Source organism: Pseudomonas sp. GT1P32, from assembly GCF_054897805.1.
Map to the genome: position 1 here is coordinate 5,938,974 of NZ_CM142704.1, position 26,261 is coordinate 5,965,234.

A 26,261-nucleotide genomic window follows, 5' to 3' on the forward strand; every position below is an offset into this window, starting at 1 on the left:
CACCTCAGAAAATCAGGCCCATGCGCCGTTCGTAACCGATCCGGCCCTTGTAGGCTTCGCCGCTGTCGACCCAGCCGAATTTTGCATACAGCGCGATGGCGGCTTCGTTGTCCGCGTCCACCGACAACTCCAGCCCCCGTATTTCCGGAAACGCCTGACGCGCGACCTCCGGTAAGGCTTGCAGGCAGGCCTTGCCATAACCTTTGCCTTGATGACGCTGATCGACTTGCAATGCATGCAGGGTGGCGCTGTGTTCGTCGGCCCAGGCCGGCAGCACCGGCGGGCGTTTGAGCAGCAGGAAAGCCACCGGAACATCCTCGACCAGCAGGGCAAATCCTTTGACGCCGGGGCCGGGTTTGGACAGCAGGGTGTGCAACGCACCGTGGATGTCACCGGAGAACTTGATCTGTTCCTGATGAACTTCGATGGCCTCGACCTGCTGGCGCTGGTGCGCGTTCAGGGTTTCGTAAGGCACGAGTCGGGTTGTCACTGGAGTGTCCTTTTTCCAACAGAAATGAGCCTCGGATTCTAGCGAGTTTGCGCCCATGGATTATTTTTAATTTGACTGTCGATCTGGCGTCTTGCCGGACGACTAAGGGTGTCTTCACAACAAAAACCACGGAGAACCACCATGAACGCTACCCACGAAATCCAGGCCCTGATCGACACCTATCGTCAGGCGGTCATCACCAAGGATGTCGAGAAAATCATGGCGTTGTATGCCGAGGACATCGTCTCCTACGACGCGGTCAAGGCCCTGCAATTTCGCGGCAAGGCAGCCTACCGCGCGCATTGGCTGGAATGCATGGAAATGTGCCAGGGCCCGCACACCTTTGATTTTGACCAGATGAACATCGTGGCCGACGAGCACATCGCCTTCGCCCATTGGCTGGCTCATTGCGGCGGCACCAACGAGAAGGGCGAAACCCAGGCCTGCTGGATGCGCGTGACCGGCTGCTATCGGCGCGAGGCCGGGCAATGGCGCATCGTCCACGAACACTGGTCGGCACCGTTCGACATGACGAGCGGCACCGCGCTGTTCGGTCTGCAGCCCTGATCGTCGGGAAGTGCCCCCCATGCGCCAAACTGCAGCCATAGTTGATCAGTTCGATCCGGAGAGCCCCATGAAGTATTTATGCCTGGTCTACAGCAACGAACAGGAGTTGCACTCGCTGCCCGAAAGTCCCAACGACGCCGAGTGCATGGCCTACGCCGAATCGATCCAGGGCAGCGGCCGCATGCTCGCCGCCGAAGCGCTGGAGTCGGTGCAGACCGCGACCACCGTGCGCATGCGCAACGGCAAAGTGTCGATCACCGACGGCCCGTTCGCCGAAACCAAGGAGCAGTTGGCCGGCTTCTACCTGATCGACGCCAAAGACCTCAATGAAGCGCTTCAGGTCGCCGGCAATATTCCGGCGGCCCGGGTCGGCTGTGTCGAGGTGCGACCGGTTCGTCAATTGAATCCCTGATAAGGAGGTTTGCGTGGTGATGTGGGTGACTGAAGGCATTCGGGACTGATGGCTGACGTGTCGGTCAAGGCTCGGGTCGAGCAGGTTTACCGCGAAGACTCGCGGCGAATCCTCGCGACCCTGATCCGTTTGCTCGGTGATTTCGATCTTGCCGAGGAGGCCCTGCACGAGGCTTTTTTCATTGCGGTCGAGCGTTGGCAGCGTGACGGTGTGCCGGGCAATCCGCGTGCCTGGCTGGTGTCCACCGGGCGCTTCAAGGCCATCGACGGCTTGCGTCGGCGCGCGCGGTTTGCCGCGTCCCGGCCGATACTGATCGCGCAACTGGAAGCGCTGGAGCAGGCCGACTGGAGTGACGAAGACGTGGAAGACGATCGCCTGCGTTTGATCTTCACCTGCTGTCACCCGGCACTCGCGGCGGATGCTCAAGTGCCGCTGACGTTGCGCGAAGTCTGCGACCTGACCACCGAAGAAATCGCCCGGGCGTTTCTCTCGGCACCGGCCACCATTGCCCAGCGCATCGTGCGCGCCAAGGCAAAAATCCGCGACGCGAAAATCCCTTATCAGGTGCCGACCCTGGCGGAATTGCCCGAGCGCCTCGACAGCGTGCTGCGGGTGATTTACCTGGTGTTCAACGAAGGTTACTCGGCGTCCATCGGTGCTGAACTGACTCGCGAGGATCTGACCCGCGAGGCCATCCGCCTCGGCCGATTGGTCATGGAATTGCTGCCCGAACCCGAAGTGATGGGCCTGCTGGCGCTGATGCTGTTGCATGAGTCACGACGCCTGGCGCGAACGTCGGCGAGTGGCGAGCTGATTGTGCTGGATGAGCAGGACCGTTCGTTGTGGGATGCCGGGTTGATTGCCGAAGGGTGCGCGCTGATTGCGCGAGCGCTGACCTCGCGGCGATTCGGACCTTACTGCCTGCAAGCGGCGATTGCGGCGGTGCATGCCGAAGCGCCGACGGCGGGGGAGACAGACTGGGCGCAGATTGCGGGTTTGTATGATGTGCTGTTGGCGGCGGTGCCTTCACCGGTGATTGAGCTGAATCGCGCGGCAGCGATCTCCAAGCGCGATGGACCGTTGGCGGGGTTGACGTTGGTTGAAGGGATTCTGAATCGCGGCGAATTGCTGGATTACCACCTGGCGCATTCGGCACGGGCGGAGTTTTGTCGGCAGTTGGGCAGGGTAGAGGAAGCGCGGGTGGCGTATGAGCGGGCGCTGGAATTGACGCAGCAGGTGCCGGAGCGGCGGTTTATCGAGGCGCGGATCAGGGCGTTGGAATGAGGTGATTTGGCGGGCCCCATCGCCAGCAAGCCGGCTCCTACAGTGGATCGCGTCGGTCACAAATTTGTGGACACCACCAATCCCTGTAGGAGCCGGCTTGCTGGCGATAAGGTCCGCAGGACCTTCATTCCAACATCTTGCCCAACAACCAGCTCCCCGCCGGCCCCGGCGGATGCAGCCGCGACCACAGCGCATCGACGAACAGCGGCTTCGGCCACCCACGCACGTTCAACTCCTGCAACGTCCCGGCACCAAACCGCCCCACCAGCCATCGCGGCAACGGTGCCCAGCCGAATCCGCCCTGAGCCATTTCCAGCAGCATCAAGTAACTCGGTGCCGACCACACGCGCCCCTTCGCCCGGCTTTCATACGGATTGACGATGGTCGCCAGACGCAGCTCCCGGTGCTGCTGCAACAACTCCTGATCGATTCCGCTCAGGGTCGCCAGCGGATGCTCACGCGACACGAACAAAGCGATTTCCGTGCGTTCCTGCACCGTCGAACTGACCAGGTCCGGCGGGTAACTGTCCTGTTGCTCGGCGAACGCCACATGCGCCCGACCGCTTTGCACCAGCGCCACCAGGTCATCGCATTCGGCGATCAGGCATTCGAGTTCCAGGTCCGGGTAACGCTGCTCGAACGCACTGAGCGCCGCTTCGAAACGGTCGGACTGATAGGTGTCGGAAATCGCCACGGTCAGCTTCGGCTCGACACCCTGAGAGAGTTGGCTGGCGGTCATTTCCAGGCGGCTGGTGGCCGCGAGGATTTCCTCGGCCCGTTGCAACATCACGTGCCCGGCCGGCGTCAGCGTGGGCTTGCGGCTGCTGCGGTCGAACAACACCAGATTCAGATCGATTTCCAGGCTTGCCACCGCAGCGCTGATGGTCGACTGACTGCGCCCCAGTTTGCGCGCCGCCGCGGAAAACGAGCCCTGGGTCGCCGCTTGCACAAACGCTTGCAACACTTCCTGAGAGGCCATGAACTATCGCCTTGATCGATGGTTATTGGTTATGAAGTATCGGTGTGAGGATGGATCATGGCAACCACAGTCACTCAGGGAGTTCTGCTCATGAACGCCAACAAATCCATCACTGAACGTATTTTCCAGGCCATCGGCTTTGAACTGCTGGCCATCGTGATCTGCACCCCGTTGCTGGCGTGGATCATGGACAAGCCGATGCTCGACATGGGCGTCGTCACCGTTGTCATTGCGGCACTGGCCCTGGCCTGGAACGTGATCTTCAACGGGATTTTTGACCGCGTGCTGACGCGATTCGAGATTGCGCACAACGCCTGGACGCGAGTCGTTCATGCGCTGCTGTTTGAAGGCGGGTTGGTGGCGGTCGGCGTGCCGCTGATTGCCTGGTGGCTCAACGTCAGCCTGTGGCAGGCGTTCTTGCTGGATATCGGGGTGTTGTTGTTTTTCCTGCCGTACACCTACGTTTACCACTGGGTGTATGACGTAGTGCGCGAACGAATGGTGATGCGAGAGTCTTGCGAAACCTGAAAACAAACCCTGTAGGAGCCAGCTTGCTGGCGATGGTGCGTCAGTCAGAGTGGTATCGACTGACACACCATCGCCAGCAAGCCGGCTCCTACAGGGGTTATGCGTTAGACGTGGAAGTAGCCTACGCAGCTGTCAAACGGCAGACGCTTGAGTTCGATCTTGTTCAGGTCGAGCACTTCACGCAGGGCTTTGGTTTCGCCCGGGAAGTTGCGATAAGCGACTTCGTCCAGCACCACGATGGCGCCTTTTGGCATGTACGGCAGGAAGGTTTCCAGCGCGACTTTGGTCGATTCGTACAGGTCGGTGTCGAGGATCAGCATGGCCACGACCAGGTCCGGACGGGTCTTGACCCACTCCGGTACGGTCTTGACGATGTCGCCCTTGACCAGTTCGCAGCGCGGGATGCGGTTGACCGGGCGCAGCAGGTCGTTGGCGTCGATCATGTCCTGGATCAGCGACTGGTCGGTGTCGGCGAACATGGTCTCGTTGACGTCGGCCGGGTCTTCTTTCTTGTCGATGCTCTGGAAGCCTTCGAAGGTGTCGAAGCCAACGATCGAACGGTTGATCGCGTACGGTTCCAGGATCATCGACAAGTGCATGTACAGCATCAGCGAGTTGCCCTTGTACACGCCGCACTCGATGATCGCGCCCGGTACTTCAGCGACTTTCTTGAAGAGTTCCATACGCGACAGTGCAGCGGTCACGCCGATGCGGTTGGCAAAGACGAACGGTGCGTCGGCCACGTACTCGGCATCGACCCGTTTCAGAACGTTGGCACGGGTTTCGTTGTACTGGGCCTCGGCAGGCGTGATGCGACGCTTGGTCATGCTTCGATTCCTTGGAAATTAGAAAAGTCGTGGGCGTGGAAATAGTCTTTGAAACCTGCGCCGACGTCAGGGCAGGCGCTGTCGACGTTGATCGCGCCGCGCTTGTGCTTGAGGTCGTCGAGGTGCATCAGGCGGAAATCCACGCTGAAGCGGGTTTGTTGCGTGTAGTTGGGCACCGTGCCGTGCAGGTGTGAGCCCGAGAAAACCAGCATCTCAGCGGTGTTGCCGGCGATGCGAATTTCGGACGCGGTGTTGATCGCTTCGGTGGGCACCGGGTGTTGGCGTGCCTCTTCCTTGACGTTGTCCTTGGCGCGTTGACGTTGTACGTCAATCCAGTCCGACAGGCTCCATTGCGCCGAGGTGTTTTTCACCGGGGCATCGAAGTAGGCCGGGTTGATCATCATGGTCTGGTCAGGCTGGATCGTGTAGACCGGCATCCAGGTATTGATCTGGCAGTCGACGCCGCCGTACCAGGTATCGCGATGCGGCTTGTAGGCATAGCTGACGCCCGCATGCAGGTAGTCGTAGTTGGGCACGACGCGGATACGCGGTACGTCGAAAATGAATTCTTCGGGGGCGGCACCGATCTCTTCGGTGAAGCTGCGGATCAGTTCTTTGGCACGCAGGCTGTTGGTGAACTGGCCTTTGAGGCGCGTCACCAGTACGACGAATTCTTCCACCGGCATCAGCGTGTGCAGCGCCTGGTGGTTGGTCTCGCCGTCGAAGGCAGCGGTGATGCTTTCCTGGGCGAACGCGCACAGCTCTTTGGCGGCGCGCAGTTGTGTGTTCAGGAAGATGTCGCCGCCATAGATGGCTTCTTTGAAGTCAGCTTTGTGTTGAAGCTGATTGATGTACAGATTCACGGTTCCTCTCCTGAATACATCGAGTCTCTTAAGAGTCGGCCACACGTTAGCAAACTGAAGAGCAATCCGGTGGGCGGAGGACCAATAAAAGCGCAATCCCCTGAATTTGCGACGAAAAGCATTCTCCAGACGAAAAAAATCCTGTGGCTGACTGCGCAATGTGGGAGCGAGCCTGCTCGCGAAGGCGTTGTGTCAGTCGACATAAATGCAGCTGACATAACGCTTTCGCGAGCAGGCTCGCTCCCACAGGGGCCGTCCGGCACAGGGGGTTGTGTTGACGCTAGAAAATCTGGGTGAACAACCAGTACAAACTGCCCGACAATAGAATCGCCGCCGGCAAGGTCAACACCCACGCCATCAGCAGATTGCGGATGGTCTTCATCTGCAAGCCGCCACCGTTGGCGACCATGGTCCCGGCCACCCCTGAAGACAACACGTGGGTGGTCGACACCGGCAATCCGAACATGTCCGCCGCGCCGATGGTCAGCATGGCCACGGTTTCAGCCGAGGCGCCTTGCGCGTAGGTCAGGTGGGTCTTGCCGATCTTTTCGCCGACGGTCACCACGATGCGTTTCCAGCCGACCATGGTGCCCAGGCCCAGCGCAATCGCCACCGCGATCTTCACCCACAACGGGATAAACCGCGTCGAGTTGTCGATCTGCTGCTTGAACAGTTGCAGCTTGCCGCTGGTGTCGGCGTCGAAGTTGCCGACCTTGTTCTTGTCCATCAGGCGAATGGTTTCGCTGGTCAGGTACATGTCGTTACGCACGTTCCCCACGGCTTCGGCGGGCACTTTGGACAACGAGCCGTAACCCTTGACCTCGGCGCCGATACGGCCGGTGAGCGCGGCGAGGGCCGGGATAAGTTGCGGCGTGGCTTCCTTGCTGCGCACGTAGTCGGACAACACCGCACGCGGGTCGGCCGGTGCCGGCAGCGGCGAATTTTTCACCAGCGCTTGCTGGGTGACTTCGGCGACGGCGGCGAACTGCAAAGCCTGATCGGCCGGCATGGTGCGGTTCAGCGCATAAGCCATTGGCAGCGTGCCGACCAGAATCAGCATGATCAGGCCCATGCCTTTCTGGCCGTCGTTGGAACCGTGGGCAAACGACACGCCGGTGCAGGTCACGATCAGCATGCCGCGAATCCACCACGGTGGTGGCGTGTTGCCTTCTGGCGCCTTGTACAACGCGCGATTCTTGACGAAGGCGCGCAAGGCCAGCAGCAACAGCGCGGCAAAACCAAAGCCGACCAGCGGTGAGAGCAGCAGCGCGTAACCGATCTTGGTGGCTTGCGCCCAGTCCACGCCGCTGGTGCCATCGCGGCCATGCATCAGGGCATTGGCCACGCCGACACCAATGATCGAACCGATCAGCGTGTGCGACGACGACGCCGGCAAGCCCAGCCACCAGGTGCCGAGGTTCCACAGAATCGCGGCGATCAACAGGGCGAAAATCATCGCGAACCCGGCGGACGAACCGACTTGCAGAATCAGTTCCACCGGCAGCAGGGCGATGATGCCGAACGCCACCGCGCCGCTGGACAGCAACACCCCCAGGAAGTTGAAGAACCCGGACCAGGCCACCGCGAAATTCGGCGGCATCGAGTTGGTGTAAATCACCGTGGCCACCGCGTTGGCGGTGTCGTGGAAACCGTTGACGAACTCAAAGCCCAGCGCGATCAGCAGCGCCACGCCCAGCAACAGAAACGGCGTCCAGGTGGTGACCACCGTGCCGAGTTCGCTCATGTCGTGCATCAGGCTGTACGCGGTGAACAACAGTCCACTGGCCAGCACGCCGAAGAAAATCACCAGGGTGAACAGGCCGGGTTTCTTGTCGAGCTGCGGTCTGGCGCTGCTGGCGGGCGCCTGGGCGGCGGTGTAGGAAGGAGTAGCCATGACGGACAATCCTGAGGAGGGAAGTGTGTCGGTCATGATCGTTGCTAAATATTACAGGGAGGCTGCGTTGGGTCAGTGTTTGGGGTTTTTGCTGATACCACCGATCCGAACACACACCGTCCCCTGTAGGAGCGAGGCTTGCCCGCGAAGAACGATAACGCGGTCATTCAGTTAAACCGAGGTGTTCCATTCGCGGGCAAGCCTCGCTCCTACAGGGGGTGGTGGTTGCTTAATAATCCTCGCGTTTTTTGAATGCCCAACGCCCTGCAATCACCGTAAACGTCGCGACCAAGGCCACCAGGATCCAGAACCCCTCAGGGTCCTGCGATAGCGGCACGCCCCCCACGTTCATGCCAAAAAAACCGGCAATGATGTTGATCGGCAACGCCAGCACCGTGACCACGGTCAAGGTAAACAGCGTGCGGTTGCTTTGCTCGTTGAGGTTGGCGGCAATCTCTTCCTGCAACAGCTTGATCCGCTCACCCAGCGCCGTGAGGTCGTTGATGATCAGCGCAAATTCCTCGGTGGATTTGCGCAACTCCTTTACGTCTTCCTTCTGCAACCATTGCGGCGGGCGATTGAGCAGGCGCAGCAACGAGCCCGGCTCCAGCGCCAGCAGCCGTTGCAAGCGCACCAGCACCCGGCGATTGGCGCCCAGCTCCGCGCGGTTGGTCGACAGCCGCGAGGACAGCAATTCATCTTCGATCTGATCGACGCTGAGGCTGGTCTTGCGCACGATCTGCGTCAGCACTTCGCCCTGGTCGCGCAGCAAATGCACGAGCAATTCCAGCGGCGAGCGAAAACGCTCACCGGCTTTCACCGAGGAACGCAACTTGTCCACCGAGTGCAGCGGTTGCAGGCGCGCGCTGATGATCAGCCGACTGCGCGCACACACCCACAGCGTCGACACATCCGAGGAGACCATGCTGCTGAGGTTGAACACCACGTCGTTGACCACCGCCAGCAATGCCGAATCGACATGCTCGATGCGCGTCGAACGCGAGCCTTCATGCAAGGCTTCGAAAAACTCGTCGGGCAATTCCAGATGACTTTTCATCCAGCGCTCGCACGCGGCGTGAGCGAGGTTCAGGTGCAGCCAGAGAAATTCGTCGCTGTCGTCCGATTGTTGCAGGGACCGCAGCGCCATGGCCGAATCGATTTCCCGACCGCGTTCGCCGGGACGAAAACTGAAACCGTACAGCAGACCGAACAGGTCCGGGTCGCGATGGCTTTGGTCGATGCTGTGGTTCATGAGGTCTCGCTGTGAGGAGGCGGCCTGTCGCGGGTTTCACAGGTTCACTTGAGCCGCATCATCGCAAGGCGTCTTGACAGTTTTGTGACAGCTTCGTGGAGCTGGCCAAGTGCCTTCTACCGGCTGTCGGAACCGCTCAAGAACGGCCCTGACACGCCGATCTCGTAGGAGCCGGCTTGCTGGCGATAGCGTCTGGGCAGTCGACCTATTTCCCGACTGGCCGGACGCTATCGTCGGAACGCCGCCCGCAGCAAGCCGGCTCCTACAAAGAGCATGCGTTCGACGCTGTAGACAGGGAATGTCCGGATTACTTTCACGCCACCCCAAGGCGTGCCTCATTCCTGTCACGAGTACCTTCCGATGTCTTTGCAAAAGTCCTTGAGAGCGCAAATTCTCGCCCTGTTGAGCGGCAGCCTGTTTGCGATGCTGTTGATCGCCCTGGCCTGTTTTCACTTTCTGTCGAATGGCGTTCAAAGCTACGCGAATCTCATTGACGGCCCGCTGCACACCTCTCAATTGATCGATGAAGCCAACCTTCAATTCAAGGTGCAGGTGCAGGAATGGAAAAACGTCCTGCTGCGCGGCAAGCAGCCGGCAGACCTGGACAAATACTGGAAGCAATTCGAAGACCGTCAGCGCGAGGTGCAGGGCATCCTCGGCGAACTGGCCGGGCAGAAGGGCATCGAGCCGCAACTCAAGACCCGCATCGAACGCCTGCGTGACGAGCATCGTCAGTTGGGCGCGGCATACCAGAAAGGTCGCGATGCTTACGTGGCGGCCGGTGCCGATCCAACGGCGGGCGACACCGCAGTCAAAGGTGTCGACCGTGCAGCCAGCGACCAGATGAGCGAACTGGTCAGCGAACTGCGCAAACAGGGCGTCGAGCAGTCGAAGCTGATCAGCGCCAGCGCCGATCGCACCGTGTTGTTGGGCATCATTGTGATGCTCGCTTCGGGCTTGTTGATCGGGCTGTTGAGCCTGTGGCTGGTCAACCGCAACCTGGTCGAACCGATCCGCAAATTGATCGACTACGTGGCGCAACTTAGCCAGGGCAAGTTTGCCGAACGCGTGGCCAGCACCCGTCAGGACGAGCTGGGCAAGTTAGCGGTGGCGGCCAACACTTTGCGTGATTTTCTCGCTGAAACCTTCAGCCGTTTGCAGGTCAGTGCCAAGGATCTGGACAGCGCGAGCGGTGAGCTGAATTCGATTGCCAGCCTCATGGCCAGTGGCACCAACGAGCAGTTCAACCGCACCGACCAAGTGGCCACGGCGATGAACGAAATGTCTGCCACCGCGCAAGAAGTCGCGCGCCACGCCGCCGATGCGGCACGTGCCGCCGACGATGCCGACCAGTCCGCCCAGCAGGGCGAAAAAGTCATGCAGGGCACCATCCACACCATCACACGCATGCGCGGCGAAATCGCCAACACCGCCACGGTCATCCGCCAACTGGAAACCGACAGCGGACGCATCGGCAAGGTGCTGGAAGTGATTCGCGGCATCGCCGAGCAAACCAACCTGCTGGCACTCAACGCGGCAATCGAGGCGGCGCGTGCCGGTGAGGCGGGCCGCGGTTTTGCCGTGGTGGCCGATGAAGTGCGCAGCCTCGCGCAGCGCACGGCGGCGTCGATCATCGAGATCAACCAGATCATCCAGACCGTGCAAACCGGTGCGGTGGACGCGGCCCAGGCGATAGAAAGCGGCCAGTCGCGCAGCGAAGAAAGCGTTCAGCAAGTGACTGAGGCCGGCGCCATGCTGGAGCGCATCACGCATGCCGTGGAAGCGATTCGCGACATGAACCGCCAGATCGCCACCGCCGCCGAAGAGCAGACCTCGGTCGCCGAAGACATCTCGCGCAACCTTACCGAGATCACCAGCATCGCCAGTACCAACCTCGACAACGTGCAGCGCACTGAAGCGGCCAGCCACAACCTGCACGGGTTGTCGGGGCAGTTGAACGAGGTGACGGCGCGCTTGAGCGCGTAAGGGAAATGGCTGTGTACCGGCTTGCTTACCGAGTGGGTACACAGTCGATCTCAAGTCCGCTGACCCGATGTCGATGATGAGCGTATACCCATCACCTCAATGGAAAACGCCATGGTTAACATCTCGTCTGTTTCGATCATCCAGCCCGTCGCCACTGCTTCGGCCAAAGCCACAGCAAGCACTGACGACACGTCTGTCACCGCCAGCGCCGAGGCGTCCAGCGACACCACCAAGGTGTCCGCCGACGGCGCACCGGCGGCGAGTGGCGGCAGCTCCAGCAGCAGCGAAGAATCGGATTCGGTGAAAGCCCTGCGCAAGCAGATCGCCGAGCTGCAAAAGCAATTGCAGGAACAACAGCAACAACTGCAAGCGGCCCAGGCCAAACAGGAAAGTGCAGACGCCAAGGCCGCCGATGTGGCGGCGGCTCAGTCGCAGATTGCGACGACCTCCGGTTCGTTGCAGACCGCAACGGCGGCGTTGTTGGCGGCGTTGCAGGAAGAAGGCAGCAGCACTGCGGGATCGATGGTCAGTACGTCGGCCTGATTCGAAAACACAAAAAAGCCGCACGATCCGAAAATCGTGCGGCTTTTTCTATGCGCGTATCAGGTGTCTTGTTTGTTCTTCAGGACTTCGCCAGTGGCGGCGTTCAAGTCCACGTCCCACTCAATGTTTTTGGCATCACGCAGTTCAACTTCGTACTCGTAGATGTTGGAGTGTTTGTCGAGGTCGCTGTCAGTGATCGTGGCGCCCGGGTGCAACTTCAGAACGATCTGGTTCAGCTCTTCCAGCGGCTTGATCTTGCCGTCTTTGACCAGCTGTGGGATCTGATCGACAGGAACATCAGCCGCCTGGGCCAGGCCAGCAGTGAGGGTCAGGGCGGCAGCGGTGAACAGGGCAGTCAAAGTCTTCATGAGGTTCTTTCCTTGGGGTGATCTGTTTAAGTGGGATCAGACTAGCTTCCAGACCTTAACTGACCCTTAAAAACGCGCTGGAGTTCGATTGCGTCGTTTGTTCAATTGCACCACCCGGCGACGTTTCATGCTGTGACCTCAATCAATCGAGGTGCTTATGAAACGAATCGTCGCGCGGATCTACGCGCCATTGTTTTGGGCCGGGTTCATCGGTGTCGGGGTATGGTTGGTGGGCTACATCAGGTTGTCACCGGGCTGGTTGTTGCCTGTATTTCTGACCGCCCTGGCAGTGTCGTTCCTGGCCGAGTGGGCCTTGCCCTATGAAGTGCGTTGGAATCGTTCAGCCGGTGATCGCGCCCGTGACATCGTTCACGGGCTGGTCAACGAGACGTTGAATGCGCTCGGTCTGCTGGCGTTACCAGGTCTGGTAGCGTTGCTGTCGTTCGATGGCGCATGGCCAAGGGAGTGGCCGCTGTGGCTGCAACTGGCGCTGGCGATTTTTATCGCCGATGGCGGGCTCAGCCTGATGCATTACGCCAGCCATCGCGTGAAGGGATTGTGGCGTTTGCATGCGGTGCATCATAGCGTTGAACGGCTCTACGGCTTCAACGGGTTGATGAAGCATCCGTTGCATCAATTGCTGGAAGCTTCGGCCGGACTCTTGCCCTTGTTACTGCTCGGTATCCCGCCGGACGTGGCGGCACTGCTGGTATTCGCCATCGCCATCCAGTTGTTGCTGCAGCATTCCAATGTCGATATGCAGCTGGGGCCGTTGCGTCGAGTGTTCGCCTGGGCGCCGGTCCACCGTTTTCATCACATGAAATACGGACGTGCAGGTGATGTGAATTTCGGGTTGTTTTTCAACTGTTGGGACCTGTTGCTGGGCACCGGGTTTTACACCACAGACCATGAGATTCGTCACGGCGATTTGGGCATCGGCAGTCGTCCGGACTTTCCTCGGGGTTATGTGGCGCAATTGCGCGATCCATTTACTTCGGTGAAGTTGAGCGAAGAGCCAGCGGTGCCTGAGCCGTTGCGGCGCTAATCCAGCAAGCGCAAGTCGATGTGGTGCAGCGCCTGGCGCGCGGTCACGCCAAAGAGTTTTTTCAGGCTTCTGGAGAAGTGCGCCGAATCGGCAAACCCGGCTTCGTGCGCGGCCTCGGTCACCGTGCTGCCATTGAGGATCAGCACCATCGCCAACCGCACCCGCCGCCACACCACCAGCCGACGAATCGGCAGGCCGAGCTGGCTGGCGAACAGGCGTTGCAATTGACTCAACGACAGGTGCGCTTCAGCGGCCAAGGCACTGGCCGGGACTTTGCGGGTCAGCAAGCCGTCGAGGGTGGCCAATGCACGTTCGATTCGCGGATCATTCAACGCTCTTCGCGGGCAATGGCGAATGGCGTTATCGAGGCTTTCCAGCGATGACCCGGCGTTGAACACGCAATCGCGCAATGTCTGGCCATCGAACATCAGCGGCTCGGCATACACGGTGAACACCGCATCCTTGGCTTCGACAATGCTGTGGCTGAGTTGAGAGGGGATGAACAGGCGATGGGCCGTTTGGGGGACGCCGTCGAGAATGACGGTGACCGGACGATCCGGCGCGAGGATCAGCTGATGGGCGTAATGGGCATGGGGCGCGGTGCGCCCCAGCTCACCGTGGATCAGGCCATAGTCACGTCCCAACCACAGACGGCCCGTCCACTCGGTGTTTTGCGTCACTCAGTAGCCGTTGTTCTGCAACAACTGCGCAACCGTACCCGCCGCCGGGCGTTTGTAGAACTTCAACAGCTCGCTGGCGCGGTTGGTGAAGATGCCATCGACGCCGGCGTCCATGACTTTCTGGTAATCCACCGCATCATCGATGGTGTAGACGTGCACCAGCAAACCCTGATCGTGGGTGTACTGGTTCATCCACGGTTTGACCAGGTCCGAGTAGCTCTGATCGCCACCCTTGGTCAGTGCGGCAGAAGGGCCGGTGCCGATTGCGCCTTGAGCCTTGGCGTACTCGACCCATTGCTGGAATTCGGCTTTGTCCTTCGGTTCCTGCTTGGCGTAGTACGTGGCTTTGTCCTTGTCGCCGGACTCGGCGAACGTCACCTTGGACTTGGGTTCGATGCTGCCTTCGCCGACCCACAACAGCAGGATCTTCGGCACTTGTGGCATTTCCTTTTCCAGCAGTTCGAGGCTGCTCTTCTCGAAGGTTTGCAGCACCACTTTCCCTTTGCCCTGGCCGACGGCGAGTTCGCTTTTCGCCAGTTTCGAACCGGCCGGGCTCAGCCATCCGCGATCCTGCAATTTATCTTTGAGGTCGCGCTCGAGGCCGGGGAATTGCTTCGGCTCCTTGGTTTCGATGTACAGGCCGGGCTTGTGCAGCGGGTTACCTTGGGCGATGTCGATGATTTCGTCGAGGGTCAGGATTTTCAGACCGGCAAAAGAAGGACGCGCGCGATCCGGGTAAGCCGTGTTGAACCAGCTGCCAGCATCGAGGGTTTTCAGCTCGGCGATGGTGAATGCGTTGGCCGGGCTGTCCTTGCGCTCAGGGAATTTGCTGGCGACGTCGGTGGTGCGTTGCAGGTTGTTGTCGTGCAGGGCAAACAGCACGCCGTCCTTGCTGCGTTGCAGGTCGAGTTCGAGGTAATCGGCACCCAGGTCGCGCGCCAGTTTGTAGGCGGCGGCGGTGGATTCCGGTGCATCGAAGGACGCGCCACGGTGGGCAATCACCGCCGGGTGCGGAATGCCTGCACGGGTGGCCAGTGAAGTAGGGCTTGGCTCGCTGGCGGCCTGCGCCTGGCCGAGGCCGAGCAGCACGCTCAGCAGCAGGGCGCTCTTGGTGAAAGTTACAGGCATGGTCGAGATCCTTTCGCAGAGTGTTTTCAAAGACGTCTCTTTTAACAACTGAACGCCGCTTGCGCTATCGCGAGACCGACATAAACGTGTTTAAAGCGGATTTTTTCAGCGCATTTGTGCGGTTCTTTGCAGTACTCTTGGCCCCGGCAGCTTCCCCGGCAGAGGGAACGCCCTTCATCTTGCCCTGCGTGTAAACCATCGATCACTTGTGTGAGGTTTATATGCGCATCACTTCCGAACTCATCTGCCAGGCCGCCGACCAACTCAAAGGCTTCGTCGGTCTCAATCGCAAGACCGGCCAATACATCGTGCGTTTCAGCGAAGACTCCTTCGGCATGGACGTGGCGGATGACGGCATCATTCCTGTGAGTGAATTCGTCTGGGCGTCGGGGCCGGAGCAGGCCATGACGCTGAAGCGCGAGTTGATTCAGTTGTTGCTGGACCAGAACATTGATGACCGGATCAACATTACCGAGCCGTTGCGGGTGTACATGAATCGGCGGGAAGTGCCGGAGATTTCGGCGGTGCGCAGTTTGGTGCGGGGCTGAGTTTTGCGGTGTTTGTGATGGCCTCATCGCTGGCAAGCCAGCTCCTACAGGGTTTTGTGAACGGCACATATCCCTGTGGGAGCGGGCTTGCCCGCGATGGCGGCCTAAAAAACACCGCATGATTTACTGCTTGAACTCATAGGCCCGCTCAACCTTGCACACCCGCGTACTGCACGCCGCATACCAGGTCGAGCGCCCACGCTCACGAATCGCGCTGTGCTCGGGATGATGTTTCCACGCCACAATCGCCGCCTCACTGGCCCAATAGGACACCGTAATCCCGAGCCCGTCCTCACCCCGCGCCGACTCCACACCGAGAAACCCCGGCTGCTCACGCGCCAGTTCAACCATGCGCTCGGCAGCTTCGGCGTAACCCTGATCGCCGTCGGTGCGCAGCGACGTAAAAATCACCGCGTAGTAAGGCGGTTCCGGTGTCTGGGCAATCATGATTTCTGCCTCGCACACGCGTCGATCAATGCACTCACCAGCGGCGGCAGAATTCCTTTGAGCGCGGCACGTTCAGGTTGAAACAGCGTGGCGACAAAAAACGGATGCCCGCGTAATTCCACCGCTCGCAAATCCCCCGTCGAATCGTGCCCCACCGCGGATAATTCCTGGCTCAGTAGATCCCGCTCAAACTCCGGATTCACACCATAACGGCAGCGATAGCCTTCACGAATCACCGAGTTTTCGTACGCCTTGGCGATCAACGAACCTTCAACCAGATGAATGTTGTCGATGGCTTCGACAAGCGAGCAAGTCAGCGGCGTGAGCAACGCTCGCGTGGCATCGGGTGATGTCTCGCCGTGCTCGGCATCTTCCCACCCCAGAACGTTGCGGGCGTATTCGAGTACGGCGTGCTGAAAGCCGCCACACGTCCCGAGGAAAGGTCGCTGTTGTTCGCGGGCAAAGCGGATCGCTCGCAGCGCACCGTCCGTGTCGCGGTAAGGGCTGGCGGGCACGCACCAGAACCCGTCGAAGTCTTGCAGCGGGTTGTCGTCGTTGATGTGGTCGGTGGCCAGCCACTGGAACTGCACGTCCAGTCCGGTGTGTTCGGCAGCCATGCCGAGGGCGACGGGAATCGCCTGGTGGGCGGTGACTTGCGGGTCGTAATCGCCGATCAGGGCGATGCGGATGGCGCTGTTTTCCATGAGGGCTCTCGACGCTTGTTGATTCCTGGAGCCCACTATAGATTGGCGTTCACGCACTCAACATTGGCGTTATCCCAAGTGATCAATGCAGCAACGCACTATCGACTGGACTACCCCGACTTGTCCCTGATCCTCGCCCTTGTGCGCGGCGGCTCGCTGGCCCGGGCTGCGGCACTGTTGAAGGTCGACGTTTCGACGGTGTTCCGCGCCGTGCGCCGACTGGAAGCCGCGCTGGGCCAGCAACTGTTCGAAAAAAGCCGCGCCGGCTACTTGCCCACCAGTCTTGCGCAGACCTTGGCCGAACAGGCCGAGCGCGCCGAGCAAGCGCTGGAGGCTGCGCGCATCGGCGTGGAGCAGGGCGGTGAAGTCATCAGCGGCACTGTACGCCTGACCTGCACCGATTCGGTTTTACAAGGTTTGTTGCTGCCGGCGCTGGCGCAGTTCATGCCCGGCTATCCGGCGCTGACGATCGAGTTGAGCACGTCCAACGACTTCGCCAATCTCAGCCGCCGGGACGCGGACATCGCCTTGCGCCTGACCCGGAATCCGCCGGAACACTTGGTGGGCCGATGTCTGGCGCAGGTGTCGTATCGCGTCTGTGCGAGCACGGCGTATCTGAAATCGGTTGATGCCGAAGACTTGGCTGCGCTGACATGGATCGCCCCGGACGACTTCCTCCCCGATCACCCCACCGTCGCGTGGCGTCGTCAGCAATTGCCCGGCGTCACACCGGGTTATCGTTGCAACAGCATGTTGTCGGTGACTGAGCTGGTGCGGGCCGGGCTCGGTGTCGCGGCATTGCCGGACTTTCTGATCGGTGACGGGCTGCAACCGTTGAGCGAGCCGTTGCACGGTTACGACACCGCGCTGTGGTTGCTGACCCGCCCGGACTGTCGTGCGTTGCGTTCGGTGGTGACGTTGTTCGATGAGTTGGGGCGGGCGTTGAAATTGCCTTGAACAGTGTCAGACCTTGCGCACGAAATGCTGATGCATTTCCGACGTCAGGCTTTCGATACGTTCAGTGAGGGTCTTGGTCATCTCGGTGAGGCGGGTGTTTTGTTCAAGCAATTCGAGCAATTGCGCAGTGTTATGCGCCGCTTGGGCCTGACGTTCACTGTTGGCCACGGCCAGTGCTTCGCGGTGTTGTGCGTCGGCGTCGGATTGAGCTTTGTCCCGCGCGGCTTGCCGGGTCTGGGCCAGCAGAATCAGCGGCGCGGCGTAGGCCGATTGCAGGCTGAACGCCAGGTTAAGGAGGATGAACGGGTACAGGTCAAAGTGCGCCACGCCGAACAGATTGAGGCACACCCACAACACCACGATCAGTGTCTGCGCACCGAGAAAAGTCGGTGTACCGAAGAACCGCGCAAAGGCCTCGGCGCGCAGGGCGAACTTGTCATTGCCGAAGGTCGGCGCCAGGTGAGCGTGAGGACGGTGGAAACGCAGGTGATCGACGGGCGCGGTGGCTTTGGTTTCGGTGGTCATGATGCTCTCGGCAGGGCGCGGGGACTGAGGCCCACTATAGCGCCACCGCCCGGTGATCCGCGCAGCTGTGGCTAAATCTCCAGCGCGGCAGCGGTATTGCGCTCGGTATCGCTGGTGGCTAAACAGATTTTATTGCGGCCGGTATTTTTGGCGGTGTAGAGGGCTTTGTCCGCGTCATCGAGCCAGGCGATGGCATCGAAGAAGGACGGATGATAAGCAGCCAGGCCGATACTCAGGCTGACCCGCAGCTCGGGTATTTCCTGATGCCGGTAGTTGTTCAGAACTTCACGCAAGCGTTCCATGACATCCCGCGCCTGATGCAACGGCAGGTCGGGCAGGATCACGCAGAATTCATCACCGCCATAGCGCCCGGCCAGATCGCATTCGCGCAGATTTCGTTTGAGCTCGGCGCTTAACTGACGCAGCACCGAGTCACCGACGATGTGCCCGTAAGTGTCGTTGATGGGTTTGAAGTGATCGATGTCGATCAAGGCAATTACGGCGGGTTGTTGATGTTCGCAACAGTGCTGGAACTGCAGTTGCAGCAAGTCTTTCCAGGCGCCGTGGTTGAGCAGACCGGTCAGGCTGTCAGTACGACTCAGGGCACTCAAGGCACGTTTGTGTTCGGACAGTTTTATTGCCAATCGATAGCAGACCATGCCCACCGCCAGTGGGTAGAGCGTGAGCATTGGCAGACACGCCCACACCTGCATCTGCGTGGCAGCCGGGGTAAAGGCTGCGCCAAACAGCAGCAACGAAATTGTCCCTCCTGCCACTTGAGCGAGGGAGCCCTGAATGAACAGGCGCTGACCTCCGGCCGCGACATTGTTCATTGCCATCATCGCAAGGATGGTCACGGTGGTGAGCGGGTTGAACTGAAAGGTCGCCACCCAGAAACCGCCACACAGCGAATCGAAGAGTAGGTTGTGGCGTTCTGCCTTGTAGGGAAAAGTCGAGTGGGTCGACAGTTGATAGGCAAGGTGAGGCCAGACAAAACCATTGAATAGCAGCAGTACCCAAACCCAGATCGGCAGGTTTAACGGGTAGAGTGCGGCGGCCACGCTGATACAGCCGATGCCCATGCCAATGGTTCGAGGCAAGTAAATGCGTCTGGTAAATGACAGGCCCTTGCCGCGTTGATTTTCCATAATGTCCTGCACCAGATTCATTCTGAAACACATTGCCGTGTTTTATTCAGAGCTACCGTTCATCGGTAAACGACAGACATTGTCATTTATTCCAACGGGAATAATCAGTGTCCTTCGAAGCCATTTAACGGTGCCAGGGCGCAGCGAAAGCTTGATTTAGAGCTGGTAGCAGGCGAGGAACATGTCCAGCGCAGAGTCCACGACGGTGGTCTGCATTTCAGGCGACAGGCCGGGCAGCCCCATGGAAATCTGCGGCCAGAACGCAAAGGATTTGAGCATCCCCTGAATCTGTTGCGCGGCAAACTCCGGGTCGACCGGCTTCAATCGCCCATCGGCCTGAGCGGCGCGAATCCACAGGGTCAAACCTTCTTCGCGCTCGCCCATTCGCGCGACCATGTTCTGCGCGCGCTCGGGGGAATGGATGGTGGCCGCGATGGCGACCCGCGCCAGATCAAGAAAATTGTCATCGCCCAGCATCTGCAATTTCGCCATCAGCATGCGGCGCATCTGGTCGCGTAGCGGCAAGTCAGGGCGGTAGGCTGTTTCCTGTTCCGCCGTGACCCGCGCCCATAACTGATTGAGGATTTCGGCGAACAACTCTTCCTTGCTGGGGAAGTGGTTGTACACCGTGCGCTTCGACACGCCAGCGGTGGCGGCAATCTTGTCCATGCTGGTGATGTCGAAACCGTTGGCCCGGAATTCGGCAATCGCCGCTTGAATGATCGCTTCGCGTTTTCGGTCGGTCAGGCGCTGTGGAGCTGTCATAAGTACGCTTCGGCAGAAGAAATTAAGAATTACACTCAGCAGTTTACTTGTGATCAGCTTTGATGCAACCTAGAAACTACACTGTACAGTGTAATGTTTCGTTAATCCTGCACAGTAAAAAATAGAGTGTCCGGCTGATGCGTGCGTGCCTTGGCCATTTATCGTCCCACCGCAGAAGCTGCACATCGTGCGGTTTCCTGGAGTCATTCAGTCATGGCCAATTCCACTAACGCCTCTGCACCTGAAGCGTCCCGTCAGGCCGAAGGGCACTTCCGCAACCATGCACCCGTGCAACGCGAAGGCTTTCGCAAAATGGTGCGCATCATGTGGAACATGATCTTCCACAAACCCCGTAACACCCGCCCGACGGCGGCCGTTCCGGTGCAACGCCTGACCCACGACGCGTTGATCGCCGCGCCCAACCACAGCGTCTATCGCCTTGGTCATTCCACGGTATTGCTGAAACTGCGGGACAAATTCTGGATCACCGACCCGGTCTTCGCCGAACGCGCTTCACCGGTGCAATGGGCCGGCCCCAAGCGCTTTCACCAGCCGCCGATCAGCCTCGAAGAACTACCGCCGATTGAAGCGGTAATTCTGTCCCACGATCACTACGACCACCTTGATTATCAGGCCGTGCTCAAACTGGCGGACAAAGCCAAATACTTCCTAACGCCGCTGGGCGTCGGCGACACCCTGATCAAGTGGGGCATCGACACCAGCAAAGTGCGTCAACTCGACTGGTGGCAAGGCACCGAAGTCGACGGCATCCAATTCGTCGCCACCCCGTCGCAACACTTTTCCGGCCGAGGCCTGTTCGATGGCAACAGCACGCTGTGGGCCTCGTGGGTGATGATCGACGCCGACACGCGGATCTTCTTCAGCGGTGACAGCGGCTACTTCGACGGCTTCAAACGTATCGGCGAACAGTACGGCCCGTTCGACCTGACCCTGATGGAAACCGGCGCCTACAACGTCGAGTGGCCACATGTGCACATGCAACCCGAAGAAACCCTGCAAGCGCACATCGACCTGAAAGGTCGCTGGTTACTGCCGATTCACAACGGCACCTTCGATCTGTCGATGCACGCCTGGTTTGAACCGTTTGACCGGATACTGGCATTGGCCTGGGAACGCAGTGTTTCGATTACCACGCCGCAGATGGGTGAGGCGTTTAATGTGATGTATCCGCAGCGGGGGAGTGCTTGGTGGTATGAGGTCGAGCAGCAGGTTTACCAGCAGAGCGTCGGCTGAACTACGGATTGAGGCGAATATTCATACACGATCCAGCGCCAGGAGATGACGGACATTTCCAGCAGCGTCTGTAGGCTGGGAAAACGAGCGAGCTCATTCACTTGCTATCAGCCATCACAAGGATCTTTTAAACATGGATGTCACGTTGAACCGCTATGCGCAAATGCCTGCACGCGAGTCGGGTCTGGAGTATTTAAGTGTCGATGAAATCACCCAGAGAATGGAGCGTTTTCAGCTGAGCGCTGTAGCGCTCGTGCAGTACCTGCTGCAACGGATCGAGGCGTTGGATAAACAAGGCCCGATGATCAACGCGATCATTGAGCTCAACCCCGATGCATTGGCCATTGCCGAGTCGCTGGATGAAGAGCGACGAAGTGGACACGTCCGGGGGCCTCTGCATGGCATTCCGGTGTTACTCAAAGACAATATCGATACGTCCGATCAGATGCAGACCAGCGCCGGGTCATTGGCCATGGTCGGGCAACCAGCCCCAAAGGATGCGTTCATCGTGCAGCAACTCAGAGCGGCCGGTGCGGTCATCCTGGGGAAAACCAACCTCAGTGAGTGGGCCGGTTTTCGTGAGCCGGGCATTCCTGAAGGTTGGAGCAGCCGTGGCGGACAAACAAAAAACCCGCATGTATTGAGCGTCACGCCACTGGGTTCAAGCTCTGGTTCCGGTGCAGCGGTTGCCGCAGGATTTGCACCGTTGGCCGTCGGCACGGAAACCGCAGGCTCGATCATTGCGCCGGCGTCCATCAACGGAGTGGTGGGCCTCAAGCCTACCGTGGGCCTGTTGAGTCGCAGTGGCATCGTACCGGTCAGTCATAAAGTCGATACTCCCGGGCCGATGGCGCGTACCGTTCGTGAAGCAGCACTGCTATTGAATGCTATGACCGGCAGCGACGATGCTGAACCGGTCAAACAACCCTTCGCCATCAGTGGCGTGGACTACACGGCGTTATTGCTTCCGAATGCGCTGGTTGGACGGCGAATCGGTTATCCAGTCAAGTTCGATACAACAAGCGAAGCGGCACAGAGCGATCCTCAGTTTTCCCGAGCGCTGGAAGTCATGCAGTCCGCAGGGGCCACACTGATTCCGGTGGATATCAATGACCCTGAATCGCAAACCCCAGAGGAGGTGGACAAGGCATTCTCTATGGGAATCAAGCGGCATCTTCCCGAGTACCTTGCGACGCGAACCGGTCTTGCAATCCAGAGCCTGGATGATCTTCTGCACTATAACGAGCACTCGCCCGGGGCTGAAGGTTACGGGCAAGCCACGTTGAGTGCGGCCAGCAACGTTGATTTTAACGAGCACACGTACAACGAACTGTGGCAAAAAATTCAAAGCGAAAATGCGGCTGTCATCGATGATTTACTGGTAGCGCATCAACTGGATGCTTTGGTATTGGATGTTGGTTCACCTGGTTTGAATGTCATACCTCTGGCAGGGTATCCCGGCATCATGATCCCATCCGGAGTGGGCGATGACGGAGTACCGACGTCGTTGTTGTTTTTCGGAACTCGCTGGAGCGAGGCCACGCTTCTGGCATTGGCTTATGGTTATGAGCAAGCTTCAAATGTGCGGCCAATACCTGCGTTCAAGCCCTAGTCAATAACCAATGCAAACCAGATCGCAACTCGAACGCTGACAAGTGTTGGAGCTGCGATCTGTCACGTCACTCAACCATCGCAAAATCCGCCCGGCCCACCGAATTCAATGCAGACCCTTTAACACTCATCCCGCGCCCCGGCGCAAACCCCGGGAAAAACACCAACCCCTCCGACTCAAACCGATACGCCAACGCCAGCCGGTGTTCATCCGGCACATCACGCCTGGCCTCAAATCGCTCAATCACATCAACCAAAACGCCAGACTCCCGAGACAGCTCATCAACGCTCCAACCCAACATCGCCCGGGCCTGGGCGCAATGGGCGGGGGTGAATTGGAAGAGGGCGATACGTTCCAGGGTGATTTTCATCGCATAAGAGGCCATGGTGTTCTCCGGGCTCGAGAGTGCTGATTCAAAATGTACTGTGTTTTTGTACAGTTGTTTTGCACCCGGATCAAACTCATTTTTTGAATTCTGCTATTTCGCCCCTGCCAACCAGACGGACGGTGCCTGACCCAACACTCGGCGAAACATCGTCGAAAACGCCGCCGGGCTGTCATAACCGAAATCCAGCGCAATCCGCGTCACCGGCTCACCCACCGCCAATCGCGCCAGCGCCAGCACCACGCAGGCACGCTGGCGCCACTGGCTGAAACTCAGGTCGGTCTGCTGGCGGAACAGCCGATTGAACGTGCGCAGACTGACGTGCATCTGATCCGCCCATTGCTGCGGCGATTGATGAACATCGGGTCGCTGCAAAAAGCCCTGGCACAACCCAAGCAGCCGCGCATCGACCGGCAACGGAATGTGCAGCGGCAAGTGAGCACTGCGCGCCAACTCATGCAGCAGCAAGTCGATCAACGCTCCATCGCGCCCGGCCTCGTCGTACGTCAACGGAACCTCCACCGCCTCCATCAGCAAATGCCGCATCAACGGCGAAACGCTGATCACCTGACAACGCTCGCCCAAATCCACGGCACCCGGCTCGATGTACAAGCTGCGAGTGCTCACCCCCAGCATCAACACTTCATGCGCCACCCCCGCCGGAATCCACACCGCCCGCTGTGGCGGCACCACCCAGTTGCCGTCATGCGTGCCGACCTGCATCACCCCGGTGGCGCCGTACAACAACTGCGCCCGTCGGTGTGTATGACTAGGCAGCACATGACCGTAGGAATAATCCGTACCGATCGCCACCACCGACCGTGGCGTGTCATCCAGCACATTAATCGAAACATTGCGCATCAAGCGGCTTCCAGCAGTTGGCGTAAACGCAAACATTATTGGCTCACTTGCTGAAGCAGGCCAAGCCACATCGCTCTATCGTCGACCACTCTCAACCAACGGACGACGCGCAATGTTCTACCTCCTGCTGACACTCTTTGGCTGCATGACCGGCATCACCGCCGTGCTGTTCGGCTTCGGCGGCGGCTTTGTCGTCGTGCCATTGCTGTACCGCATGCTCATGGCCAGCCACGGTTCAGACGACCCCATCGGTCAATCGGCGATGCACATCGCCGTCGCCACCTCGACCTGCGTGATGATCGTCAACGCTCTGGTCGCCACCGGAAAACATCACCGCGCCGGTAATCTGATTCGCCATTACTTGTGGCCGTTGGGTGGGTTCATTGGATTGGGGGCGGTGGTCGGAGCTGTGGCGGCGATGTGGGTGAGTGGCGAGGTGATTCGGTATGCGTTCATTGCCTACCTGGGCGTGACCATTGTGGATTGCCTGTTCAGACGCGGTTTTCTTACACACGCAGGTAATGGAATCTCACGGCGATTGGGGAGGGCGGAAGTGTCCGGTGGAGGTGTAGGAATCGGCGGCATCGCTACGTTTCTCGGCGTGGGTGGTAGCGTCATGACCGTGCCGTTGTTGCGGCGATGCGGGTTGAGCATGTCGCAGGCAACATCCATGGCTAATCCGCTAAGCCTGCCCGTGGCGTTGGCCGGGACGGTGACTTATATGGCGATGGCCGGGTTTAGCGATTTTGATTTGGGAGCGTGGTTTGTCGGTTATGTAGATCTGCTGGCGTTTGCAGTTTTGACGATGGGGTCGTTGGTGGGGATTCGATTGGCTACGCCGTGGATCGGGCGGATTCCGGATCGGATACATGCGCGTATCTATATTGGTTTGCTGGTATTGGTGATGGTCAGCATGTGTTGGAGTTAATCGCTATCAAGCTAGCTTTTCATCGATTCGCAGACGAAGCTTCGCCATAATTCGCGGCTATTTCCCGCGAACCAATGTTCGCTGCATTCAAGGATGATTTGATGTTTAAAGGATTGATTCGTCTGCCTGGCGTTGTCGTGTTGATGTGCTCAACGTTTTCCACACTGTTGTGGGCTGACAGCGGCAAGCAGGTCTACACCGGGACGCTGGGCAAAATGCCGATTGTGCTGGAGGTGAACGCCGATGGCAGTGAGGGCCGCTACTTCTATCAAAAGTATCGCAAGGACTTGGTGCTTAGTGGCTCAAAGGAAGGGGAAACGCTTGTGCTCGAAGAGGGTGACCAGCGTTATGGAGAGAACAAACCTCTTCCGACAATTCGCTTGCAACCCAAGCCCAATGGCTGGGCCGGAGAATGGACCAGCCCCAAAGGCAAGGTCTTGAAGGTCGAGTTGCAGCAAGCAAACTTTCCTCAAGTTCCTGCCGAAACCTTGCCCTATCTCGTCAGACTTCACGACAAGGCACCGTACGAATACCTGCGCCTGCAAGGTATAAAACTCACACAAGGCAAAACCGAAACCTTCATGGGCTACACGTTGCAATGGTGGAGCGAACCCCAATCAAAAGCCGAGTTGTTTGAGGTGGTTTCGGGTTACAGCGCCGAAGAGCGTCAACGCATCAATCAGCAACTGAAGGGCCGTTTGTGGCAAGAGGTCGTGGGCTATTACGGATGCTTCGCCAATTACGCTGACGCCTATTACTCACAAATCAGTCAGCCGCTGTGGATGACGCCGTCCGTGATGAGCGTCCGTGTTTCAACCGAGTACTTCTGTGGCGGCGCATACCCAGATCAGACCAATGAAGCACTCAACCTCGATACCAAGACAGGTAAATCACTGACGCTTGATGATGTGCTTTGGGTCGGGCAGGGCAGACCGCTGCATTACGAGGAAAACTACGACGCCTATATTTCTTCGTCTGATTCATTCACTGCCTACTCGGATTACCGCAGCAAAGAGCTGGCGCCGTGGCTGGTGGCGCAGTTACTTAAGCTTTATCCCAATGAAATGACCATAACGCTTGAGGGGGAGAACGACTGCGGCTACGACGAGGACGACCGTTGGCAATTTCCTTCCTGGTACTTCACCGAGAAAGGCATCAAGTTGGAACCGTCCTTTCCTCACGTCGCGGCGGTGTGCGGAAATGTGGGCTGGAGCGTCCTGCCCTATAGCCTGGTCAAGCAACATCCTGGTGGAGTAGCACTGCAGTTGCCCTGATGTTGGA

The 26,261-nt window shown here is 59.1% G+C and carries 29 protein-coding genes; 13 read left to right on the forward strand and 16 right to left on the reverse strand.

Features of this window, described 5'->3' with window-relative positions:
* Window positions 1-4: 4 nt before the first annotated feature.
* The gene (locus ACYZUC_RS27195; protein ID WP_461991587.1) at window positions 5-490 is read right to left on the reverse strand and encodes a GNAT family N-acetyltransferase; all 486 of its coding nucleotides are present in this window, start codon (window positions 488-490) and stop codon (window positions 5-7) included.
* Between the two features lie 141 nt (window positions 491-631).
* Here ACYZUC_RS27195 and ACYZUC_RS27200 point away from each other — a divergent pair, with 141 nt between their 5' ends.
* From ACYZUC_RS27200 to ACYZUC_RS27210, 3 genes are all read left to right on the forward strand, one after another.
* A complete protein-coding gene (locus tag ACYZUC_RS27200; RefSeq protein ID WP_461991589.1) occupies window positions 632-1,057 on the forward strand; it encodes a YybH family protein in 426 nt (141 codons plus the stop codon).
* A gap of 67 nt (window positions 1,058-1,124) precedes the next feature.
* The gene (locus ACYZUC_RS27205) at window positions 1,125-1,469 is read left to right on the forward strand and encodes a YciI family protein (protein ID WP_008032567.1); all 345 of its coding nucleotides are present in this window, start codon (window positions 1,125-1,127) and stop codon (window positions 1,467-1,469) included.
* Window positions 1,470-1,517: 48 nt separating this feature from the next.
* Window positions 1,518-2,753, forward strand: a complete 1,236-nt coding sequence (locus tag ACYZUC_RS27210; RefSeq protein ID WP_461991591.1) for an RNA polymerase sigma factor — start codon at window positions 1,518-1,520, stop codon at window positions 2,751-2,753.
* Window positions 2,754-2,877: 124 nt separating this feature from the next.
* On the opposite strand, the gene ACYZUC_RS27215 is transcribed toward ACYZUC_RS27210, so the two are convergent.
* Complete coding sequence (locus ACYZUC_RS27215) at window positions 2,878-3,732, reverse strand: LysR family transcriptional regulator (protein WP_461991593.1); 855 nt, start codon at window positions 3,730-3,732, stop codon at window positions 2,878-2,880.
* A gap of 90 nt (window positions 3,733-3,822) precedes the next feature.
* Here ACYZUC_RS27215 and ACYZUC_RS27220 point away from each other — a divergent pair, with 90 nt between their 5' ends.
* Entirely contained in the window at window positions 3,823-4,260 is a 438-nt protein-coding gene (locus ACYZUC_RS27220; protein ID WP_192229143.1) for a multidrug/biocide efflux PACE transporter, read from the forward strand.
* Window positions 4,261-4,364: 104 nt separating this feature from the next.
* Here the strand turns inward: ACYZUC_RS27220 and ACYZUC_RS27225 are convergent, their stop codons facing one another.
* From ACYZUC_RS27225 to ACYZUC_RS27240, 4 genes are all read right to left on the reverse strand, one after another.
* Window positions 4,365-5,087, reverse strand: a complete 723-nt coding sequence (locus ACYZUC_RS27225) for a TylF/MycF/NovP-related O-methyltransferase (protein ID WP_008038533.1) — start codon at window positions 5,085-5,087, stop codon at window positions 4,365-4,367.
* The gene (locus tag ACYZUC_RS27230; RefSeq protein WP_461991595.1) at window positions 5,084-5,950 is read right to left on the reverse strand and encodes a hypothetical protein; all 867 of its coding nucleotides are present in this window, start codon (window positions 5,948-5,950) and stop codon (window positions 5,084-5,086) included. The genes ACYZUC_RS27225 and ACYZUC_RS27230 overlap by 4 nt, the downstream gene beginning before the upstream one ends.
* Window positions 5,951-6,230: 280 nt before the next feature.
* On the reverse strand, window positions 6,231-7,844 hold the full coding sequence (locus tag ACYZUC_RS27235) for an inorganic phosphate transporter (protein WP_461991597.1): 1,614 nt from the start codon (window positions 7,842-7,844) through the stop codon (window positions 6,231-6,233).
* A 229-nt stretch (window positions 7,845-8,073) separates the two neighbouring features.
* Window positions 8,074-9,096: a transporter gene (locus tag ACYZUC_RS27240; RefSeq protein WP_253404655.1), complete on the reverse strand. Its 1,023-nt coding sequence runs from the start codon at window positions 9,094-9,096 to the stop codon at window positions 8,074-8,076.
* 360 nt (window positions 9,097-9,456) lie between these two features.
* Between ACYZUC_RS27240 and ACYZUC_RS27245 the strand changes: the two genes are divergently transcribed.
* The gene (locus ACYZUC_RS27245) at window positions 9,457-11,082 is read left to right on the forward strand and encodes a methyl-accepting chemotaxis protein (protein ID WP_461991599.1); all 1,626 of its coding nucleotides are present in this window, start codon (window positions 9,457-9,459) and stop codon (window positions 11,080-11,082) included.
* Between the two features lie 111 nt (window positions 11,083-11,193).
* Window positions 11,194-11,625 (forward strand): hypothetical protein, encoded by a 432-nt coding sequence (locus ACYZUC_RS27250; protein WP_461991601.1) that lies wholly within the window; start codon window positions 11,194-11,196, stop codon window positions 11,623-11,625.
* A gap of 59 nt (window positions 11,626-11,684) precedes the next feature.
* Here the strand turns inward: ACYZUC_RS27250 and ACYZUC_RS27255 are convergent, their stop codons facing one another.
* Window positions 11,685-11,993, reverse strand: a complete 309-nt coding sequence (locus ACYZUC_RS27255; protein ID WP_461991603.1) for a PepSY domain-containing protein — start codon at window positions 11,991-11,993, stop codon at window positions 11,685-11,687.
* 157 nt (window positions 11,994-12,150) lie between these two features.
* On the opposite strand from ACYZUC_RS27255, the gene ACYZUC_RS27260 reads away from it, so the two are divergent.
* A complete protein-coding gene (locus ACYZUC_RS27260) occupies window positions 12,151-13,038 on the forward strand; it encodes a sterol desaturase family protein (protein WP_461991605.1) in 888 nt (295 codons plus the stop codon).
* Here ACYZUC_RS27260 and ACYZUC_RS27265 read toward each other — a convergent pair.
* Together ACYZUC_RS27265 and ACYZUC_RS27270 are read right to left on the reverse strand one after the other, a co-directional pair.
* Window positions 13,035-13,718, reverse strand: coding sequence for a helix-turn-helix transcriptional regulator (locus ACYZUC_RS27265; protein WP_461991607.1), 684 nt, complete (start codon window positions 13,716-13,718; stop codon window positions 13,035-13,037). The genes ACYZUC_RS27260 and ACYZUC_RS27265 overlap by 4 nt on opposite strands.
* On the reverse strand, window positions 13,719-14,846 hold the full coding sequence (locus ACYZUC_RS27270) for a glycerophosphodiester phosphodiesterase (RefSeq protein WP_461991609.1): 1,128 nt from the start codon (window positions 14,844-14,846) through the stop codon (window positions 13,719-13,721).
* 221 nt (window positions 14,847-15,067) lie between these two features.
* Between ACYZUC_RS27270 and ACYZUC_RS27275 the strand changes: the two genes are divergently transcribed.
* Window positions 15,068-15,394: a DUF2025 family protein gene (locus ACYZUC_RS27275; protein ID WP_461991611.1), complete on the forward strand. Its 327-nt coding sequence runs from the start codon at window positions 15,068-15,070 to the stop codon at window positions 15,392-15,394.
* A gap of 123 nt (window positions 15,395-15,517) precedes the next feature.
* Here ACYZUC_RS27275 and ACYZUC_RS27280 read toward each other — a convergent pair whose 3' ends face one another.
* Both ACYZUC_RS27280 and ACYZUC_RS27285 read right to left on the reverse strand, forming a co-directional pair.
* Window positions 15,518-15,841: an antibiotic biosynthesis monooxygenase family protein gene (locus ACYZUC_RS27280; RefSeq protein WP_461991613.1), complete on the reverse strand. Its 324-nt coding sequence runs from the start codon at window positions 15,839-15,841 to the stop codon at window positions 15,518-15,520.
* A complete protein-coding gene (locus ACYZUC_RS27285; protein WP_461991614.1) occupies window positions 15,838-16,545 on the reverse strand; it encodes a CTP synthase C-terminal region-related (seleno)protein in 708 nt (235 codons plus the stop codon). Before ACYZUC_RS27285 ends, ACYZUC_RS27280 begins: the two co-directional genes overlap by 4 nt.
* A gap of 15 nt (window positions 16,546-16,560) precedes the next feature.
* Here ACYZUC_RS27285 and ACYZUC_RS27290 point away from each other — a divergent pair, with 15 nt between their 5' ends.
* Window positions 16,561-17,502: a LysR family transcriptional regulator gene (locus ACYZUC_RS27290; protein WP_461991616.1), complete on the forward strand. Its 942-nt coding sequence runs from the start codon at window positions 16,561-16,563 to the stop codon at window positions 17,500-17,502.
* A gap of 6 nt (window positions 17,503-17,508) precedes the next feature.
* On the opposite strand, the gene ACYZUC_RS27295 is transcribed toward ACYZUC_RS27290, so the two are convergent.
* The 3 genes from ACYZUC_RS27295 to ACYZUC_RS27305 form a co-directional block, all read right to left on the reverse strand.
* Window positions 17,509-18,027, reverse strand: coding sequence for a DUF1003 domain-containing protein (locus ACYZUC_RS27295; protein WP_461991618.1), 519 nt, complete (start codon window positions 18,025-18,027; stop codon window positions 17,509-17,511).
* Window positions 18,028-18,098: 71 nt separating this feature from the next.
* Window positions 18,099-19,175: a diguanylate cyclase gene (locus tag ACYZUC_RS27300; RefSeq protein WP_461996772.1), complete on the reverse strand. Its 1,077-nt coding sequence runs from the start codon at window positions 19,173-19,175 to the stop codon at window positions 18,099-18,101.
* A 156-nt stretch (window positions 19,176-19,331) separates the two neighbouring features.
* Entirely contained in the window at window positions 19,332-19,940 is a 609-nt protein-coding gene (locus tag ACYZUC_RS27305) for a TetR/AcrR family transcriptional regulator (RefSeq protein ID WP_461991620.1), read from the reverse strand.
* Between the two features lie 213 nt (window positions 19,941-20,153).
* Here ACYZUC_RS27305 and ACYZUC_RS27310 point away from each other — a divergent pair, with 213 nt between their 5' ends.
* Complete coding sequence (locus ACYZUC_RS27310; RefSeq protein ID WP_461991622.1) at window positions 20,154-21,194, forward strand: MBL fold metallo-hydrolase; 1,041 nt, start codon at window positions 20,154-20,156, stop codon at window positions 21,192-21,194.
* Between the two features lie 133 nt (window positions 21,195-21,327).
* Window positions 21,328-22,806 carry an amidase family protein gene (locus tag ACYZUC_RS27315; RefSeq protein ID WP_461991624.1) on the forward strand — a complete coding sequence of 493 codons (1,479 nt, stop codon included), beginning with the start codon at window positions 21,328-21,330 and terminating at the stop codon, window positions 22,804-22,806.
* A gap of 67 nt (window positions 22,807-22,873) precedes the next feature.
* Here the strand turns inward: ACYZUC_RS27315 and ACYZUC_RS27320 are convergent, their stop codons facing one another.
* Window positions 22,874-23,191 carry an XRE family transcriptional regulator gene (locus tag ACYZUC_RS27320; RefSeq protein ID WP_461991626.1) on the reverse strand — a complete coding sequence of 106 codons (318 nt, stop codon included), beginning with the start codon at window positions 23,189-23,191 and terminating at the stop codon, window positions 22,874-22,876.
* A gap of 93 nt (window positions 23,192-23,284) precedes the next feature.
* Window positions 23,285-24,052, reverse strand: coding sequence for an AraC family transcriptional regulator (locus tag ACYZUC_RS27325; protein ID WP_461991628.1), 768 nt, complete (start codon window positions 24,050-24,052; stop codon window positions 23,285-23,287).
* 112 nt (window positions 24,053-24,164) lie between these two features.
* Between ACYZUC_RS27325 and ACYZUC_RS27330 the strand changes: the two genes are divergently transcribed.
* The gene (locus ACYZUC_RS27330) at window positions 24,165-24,980 is read left to right on the forward strand and encodes a sulfite exporter TauE/SafE family protein (protein ID WP_461991630.1); all 816 of its coding nucleotides are present in this window, start codon (window positions 24,165-24,167) and stop codon (window positions 24,978-24,980) included.
* Between the two features lie 101 nt (window positions 24,981-25,081).
* Entirely contained in the window at window positions 25,082-26,254 is a 1,173-nt protein-coding gene (locus tag ACYZUC_RS27335; protein ID WP_461991632.1) for a hypothetical protein, read from the forward strand.
* The last annotated feature ends 7 nt before the right edge of the window (window positions 26,255-26,261 follow it).

Excerpts from the sequence above, each read along its gene's own strand:
- ACYZUC_RS27200 (WP_461991589.1), top strand. The coding sequence starts at position 632 with ATGAACGCTACCCACGAAATCCAGGCCCTGATCGACACCTATCGTCAG.
- ACYZUC_RS27205 (WP_008032567.1), top strand. The coding sequence starts at position 1,125 with ATGAAGTATTTATGCCTGGTCTACAGCAACGAACAGGAGTTGCACTCG.
- ACYZUC_RS27210 (WP_461991591.1), top strand. The coding sequence starts at position 1,518 with ATGGCTGACGTGTCGGTCAAGGCTCGGGTCGAGCAGGTTTACCGCGAA.
- ACYZUC_RS27215 (WP_461991593.1), bottom strand. The coding sequence starts at position 3,732 with ATGGCCTCTCAGGAAGTGTTGCAAGCGTTTGTGCAAGCGGCGACCCAG.
- ACYZUC_RS27220 (WP_192229143.1), top strand. The coding sequence starts at position 3,823 with ATGAACGCCAACAAATCCATCACTGAACGTATTTTCCAGGCCATCGGC.
- ACYZUC_RS27225 (WP_008038533.1), bottom strand. The coding sequence starts at position 5,087 with ATGACCAAGCGTCGCATCACGCCTGCCGAGGCCCAGTACAACGAAACC.
- ACYZUC_RS27235 (WP_461991597.1), bottom strand. The coding sequence starts at position 7,844 with ATGGCTACTCCTTCCTACACCGCCGCCCAGGCGCCCGCCAGCAGCGCC.
- ACYZUC_RS27240 (WP_253404655.1), bottom strand. The coding sequence starts at position 9,096 with ATGAACCACAGCATCGACCAAAGCCATCGCGACCCGGACCTGTTCGGT.
- ACYZUC_RS27245 (WP_461991599.1), top strand. The coding sequence starts at position 9,457 with ATGTCTTTGCAAAAGTCCTTGAGAGCGCAAATTCTCGCCCTGTTGAGC.
- ACYZUC_RS27250 (WP_461991601.1), top strand. The coding sequence starts at position 11,194 with ATGGTTAACATCTCGTCTGTTTCGATCATCCAGCCCGTCGCCACTGCT.
- ACYZUC_RS27255 (WP_461991603.1), bottom strand. The coding sequence starts at position 11,993 with ATGAAGACTTTGACTGCCCTGTTCACCGCTGCCGCCCTGACCCTCACT.
- ACYZUC_RS27260 (WP_461991605.1), top strand. The coding sequence starts at position 12,151 with ATGAAACGAATCGTCGCGCGGATCTACGCGCCATTGTTTTGGGCCGGG.
- ACYZUC_RS27270 (WP_461991609.1), bottom strand. The coding sequence starts at position 14,846 with ATGCCTGTAACTTTCACCAAGAGCGCCCTGCTGCTGAGCGTGCTGCTC.
- ACYZUC_RS27275 (WP_461991611.1), top strand. The coding sequence starts at position 15,068 with ATGCGCATCACTTCCGAACTCATCTGCCAGGCCGCCGACCAACTCAAA.
- ACYZUC_RS27280 (WP_461991613.1), bottom strand. The coding sequence starts at position 15,841 with ATGATTGCCCAGACACCGGAACCGCCTTACTACGCGGTGATTTTTACG.
- ACYZUC_RS27285 (WP_461991614.1), bottom strand. The coding sequence starts at position 16,545 with ATGGAAAACAGCGCCATCCGCATCGCCCTGATCGGCGATTACGACCCG.
- ACYZUC_RS27295 (WP_461991618.1), bottom strand. The coding sequence starts at position 18,027 with ATGACCACCGAAACCAAAGCCACCGCGCCCGTCGATCACCTGCGTTTC.
- ACYZUC_RS27300 (WP_461996772.1), bottom strand. The coding sequence starts at position 19,175 with ATGGAAAATCAACGCGGCAAGGGCCTGTCATTTACCAGACGCATTTAC.
- ACYZUC_RS27305 (WP_461991620.1), bottom strand. The coding sequence starts at position 19,940 with ATGACAGCTCCACAGCGCCTGACCGACCGAAAACGCGAAGCGATCATT.
- ACYZUC_RS27310 (WP_461991622.1), top strand. The coding sequence starts at position 20,154 with ATGGCCAATTCCACTAACGCCTCTGCACCTGAAGCGTCCCGTCAGGCC.
- ACYZUC_RS27315 (WP_461991624.1), top strand. The coding sequence starts at position 21,328 with ATGGATGTCACGTTGAACCGCTATGCGCAAATGCCTGCACGCGAGTCG.
- ACYZUC_RS27320 (WP_461991626.1), bottom strand. The coding sequence starts at position 23,191 with ATGGCCTCTTATGCGATGAAAATCACCCTGGAACGTATCGCCCTCTTC.
- ACYZUC_RS27325 (WP_461991628.1), bottom strand. The coding sequence starts at position 24,052 with ATGCGCAATGTTTCGATTAATGTGCTGGATGACACGCCACGGTCGGTG.
- ACYZUC_RS27330 (WP_461991630.1), top strand. The coding sequence starts at position 24,165 with ATGTTCTACCTCCTGCTGACACTCTTTGGCTGCATGACCGGCATCACC.
- ACYZUC_RS27335 (WP_461991632.1), top strand. The coding sequence starts at position 25,082 with ATGTTTAAAGGATTGATTCGTCTGCCTGGCGTTGTCGTGTTGATGTGC.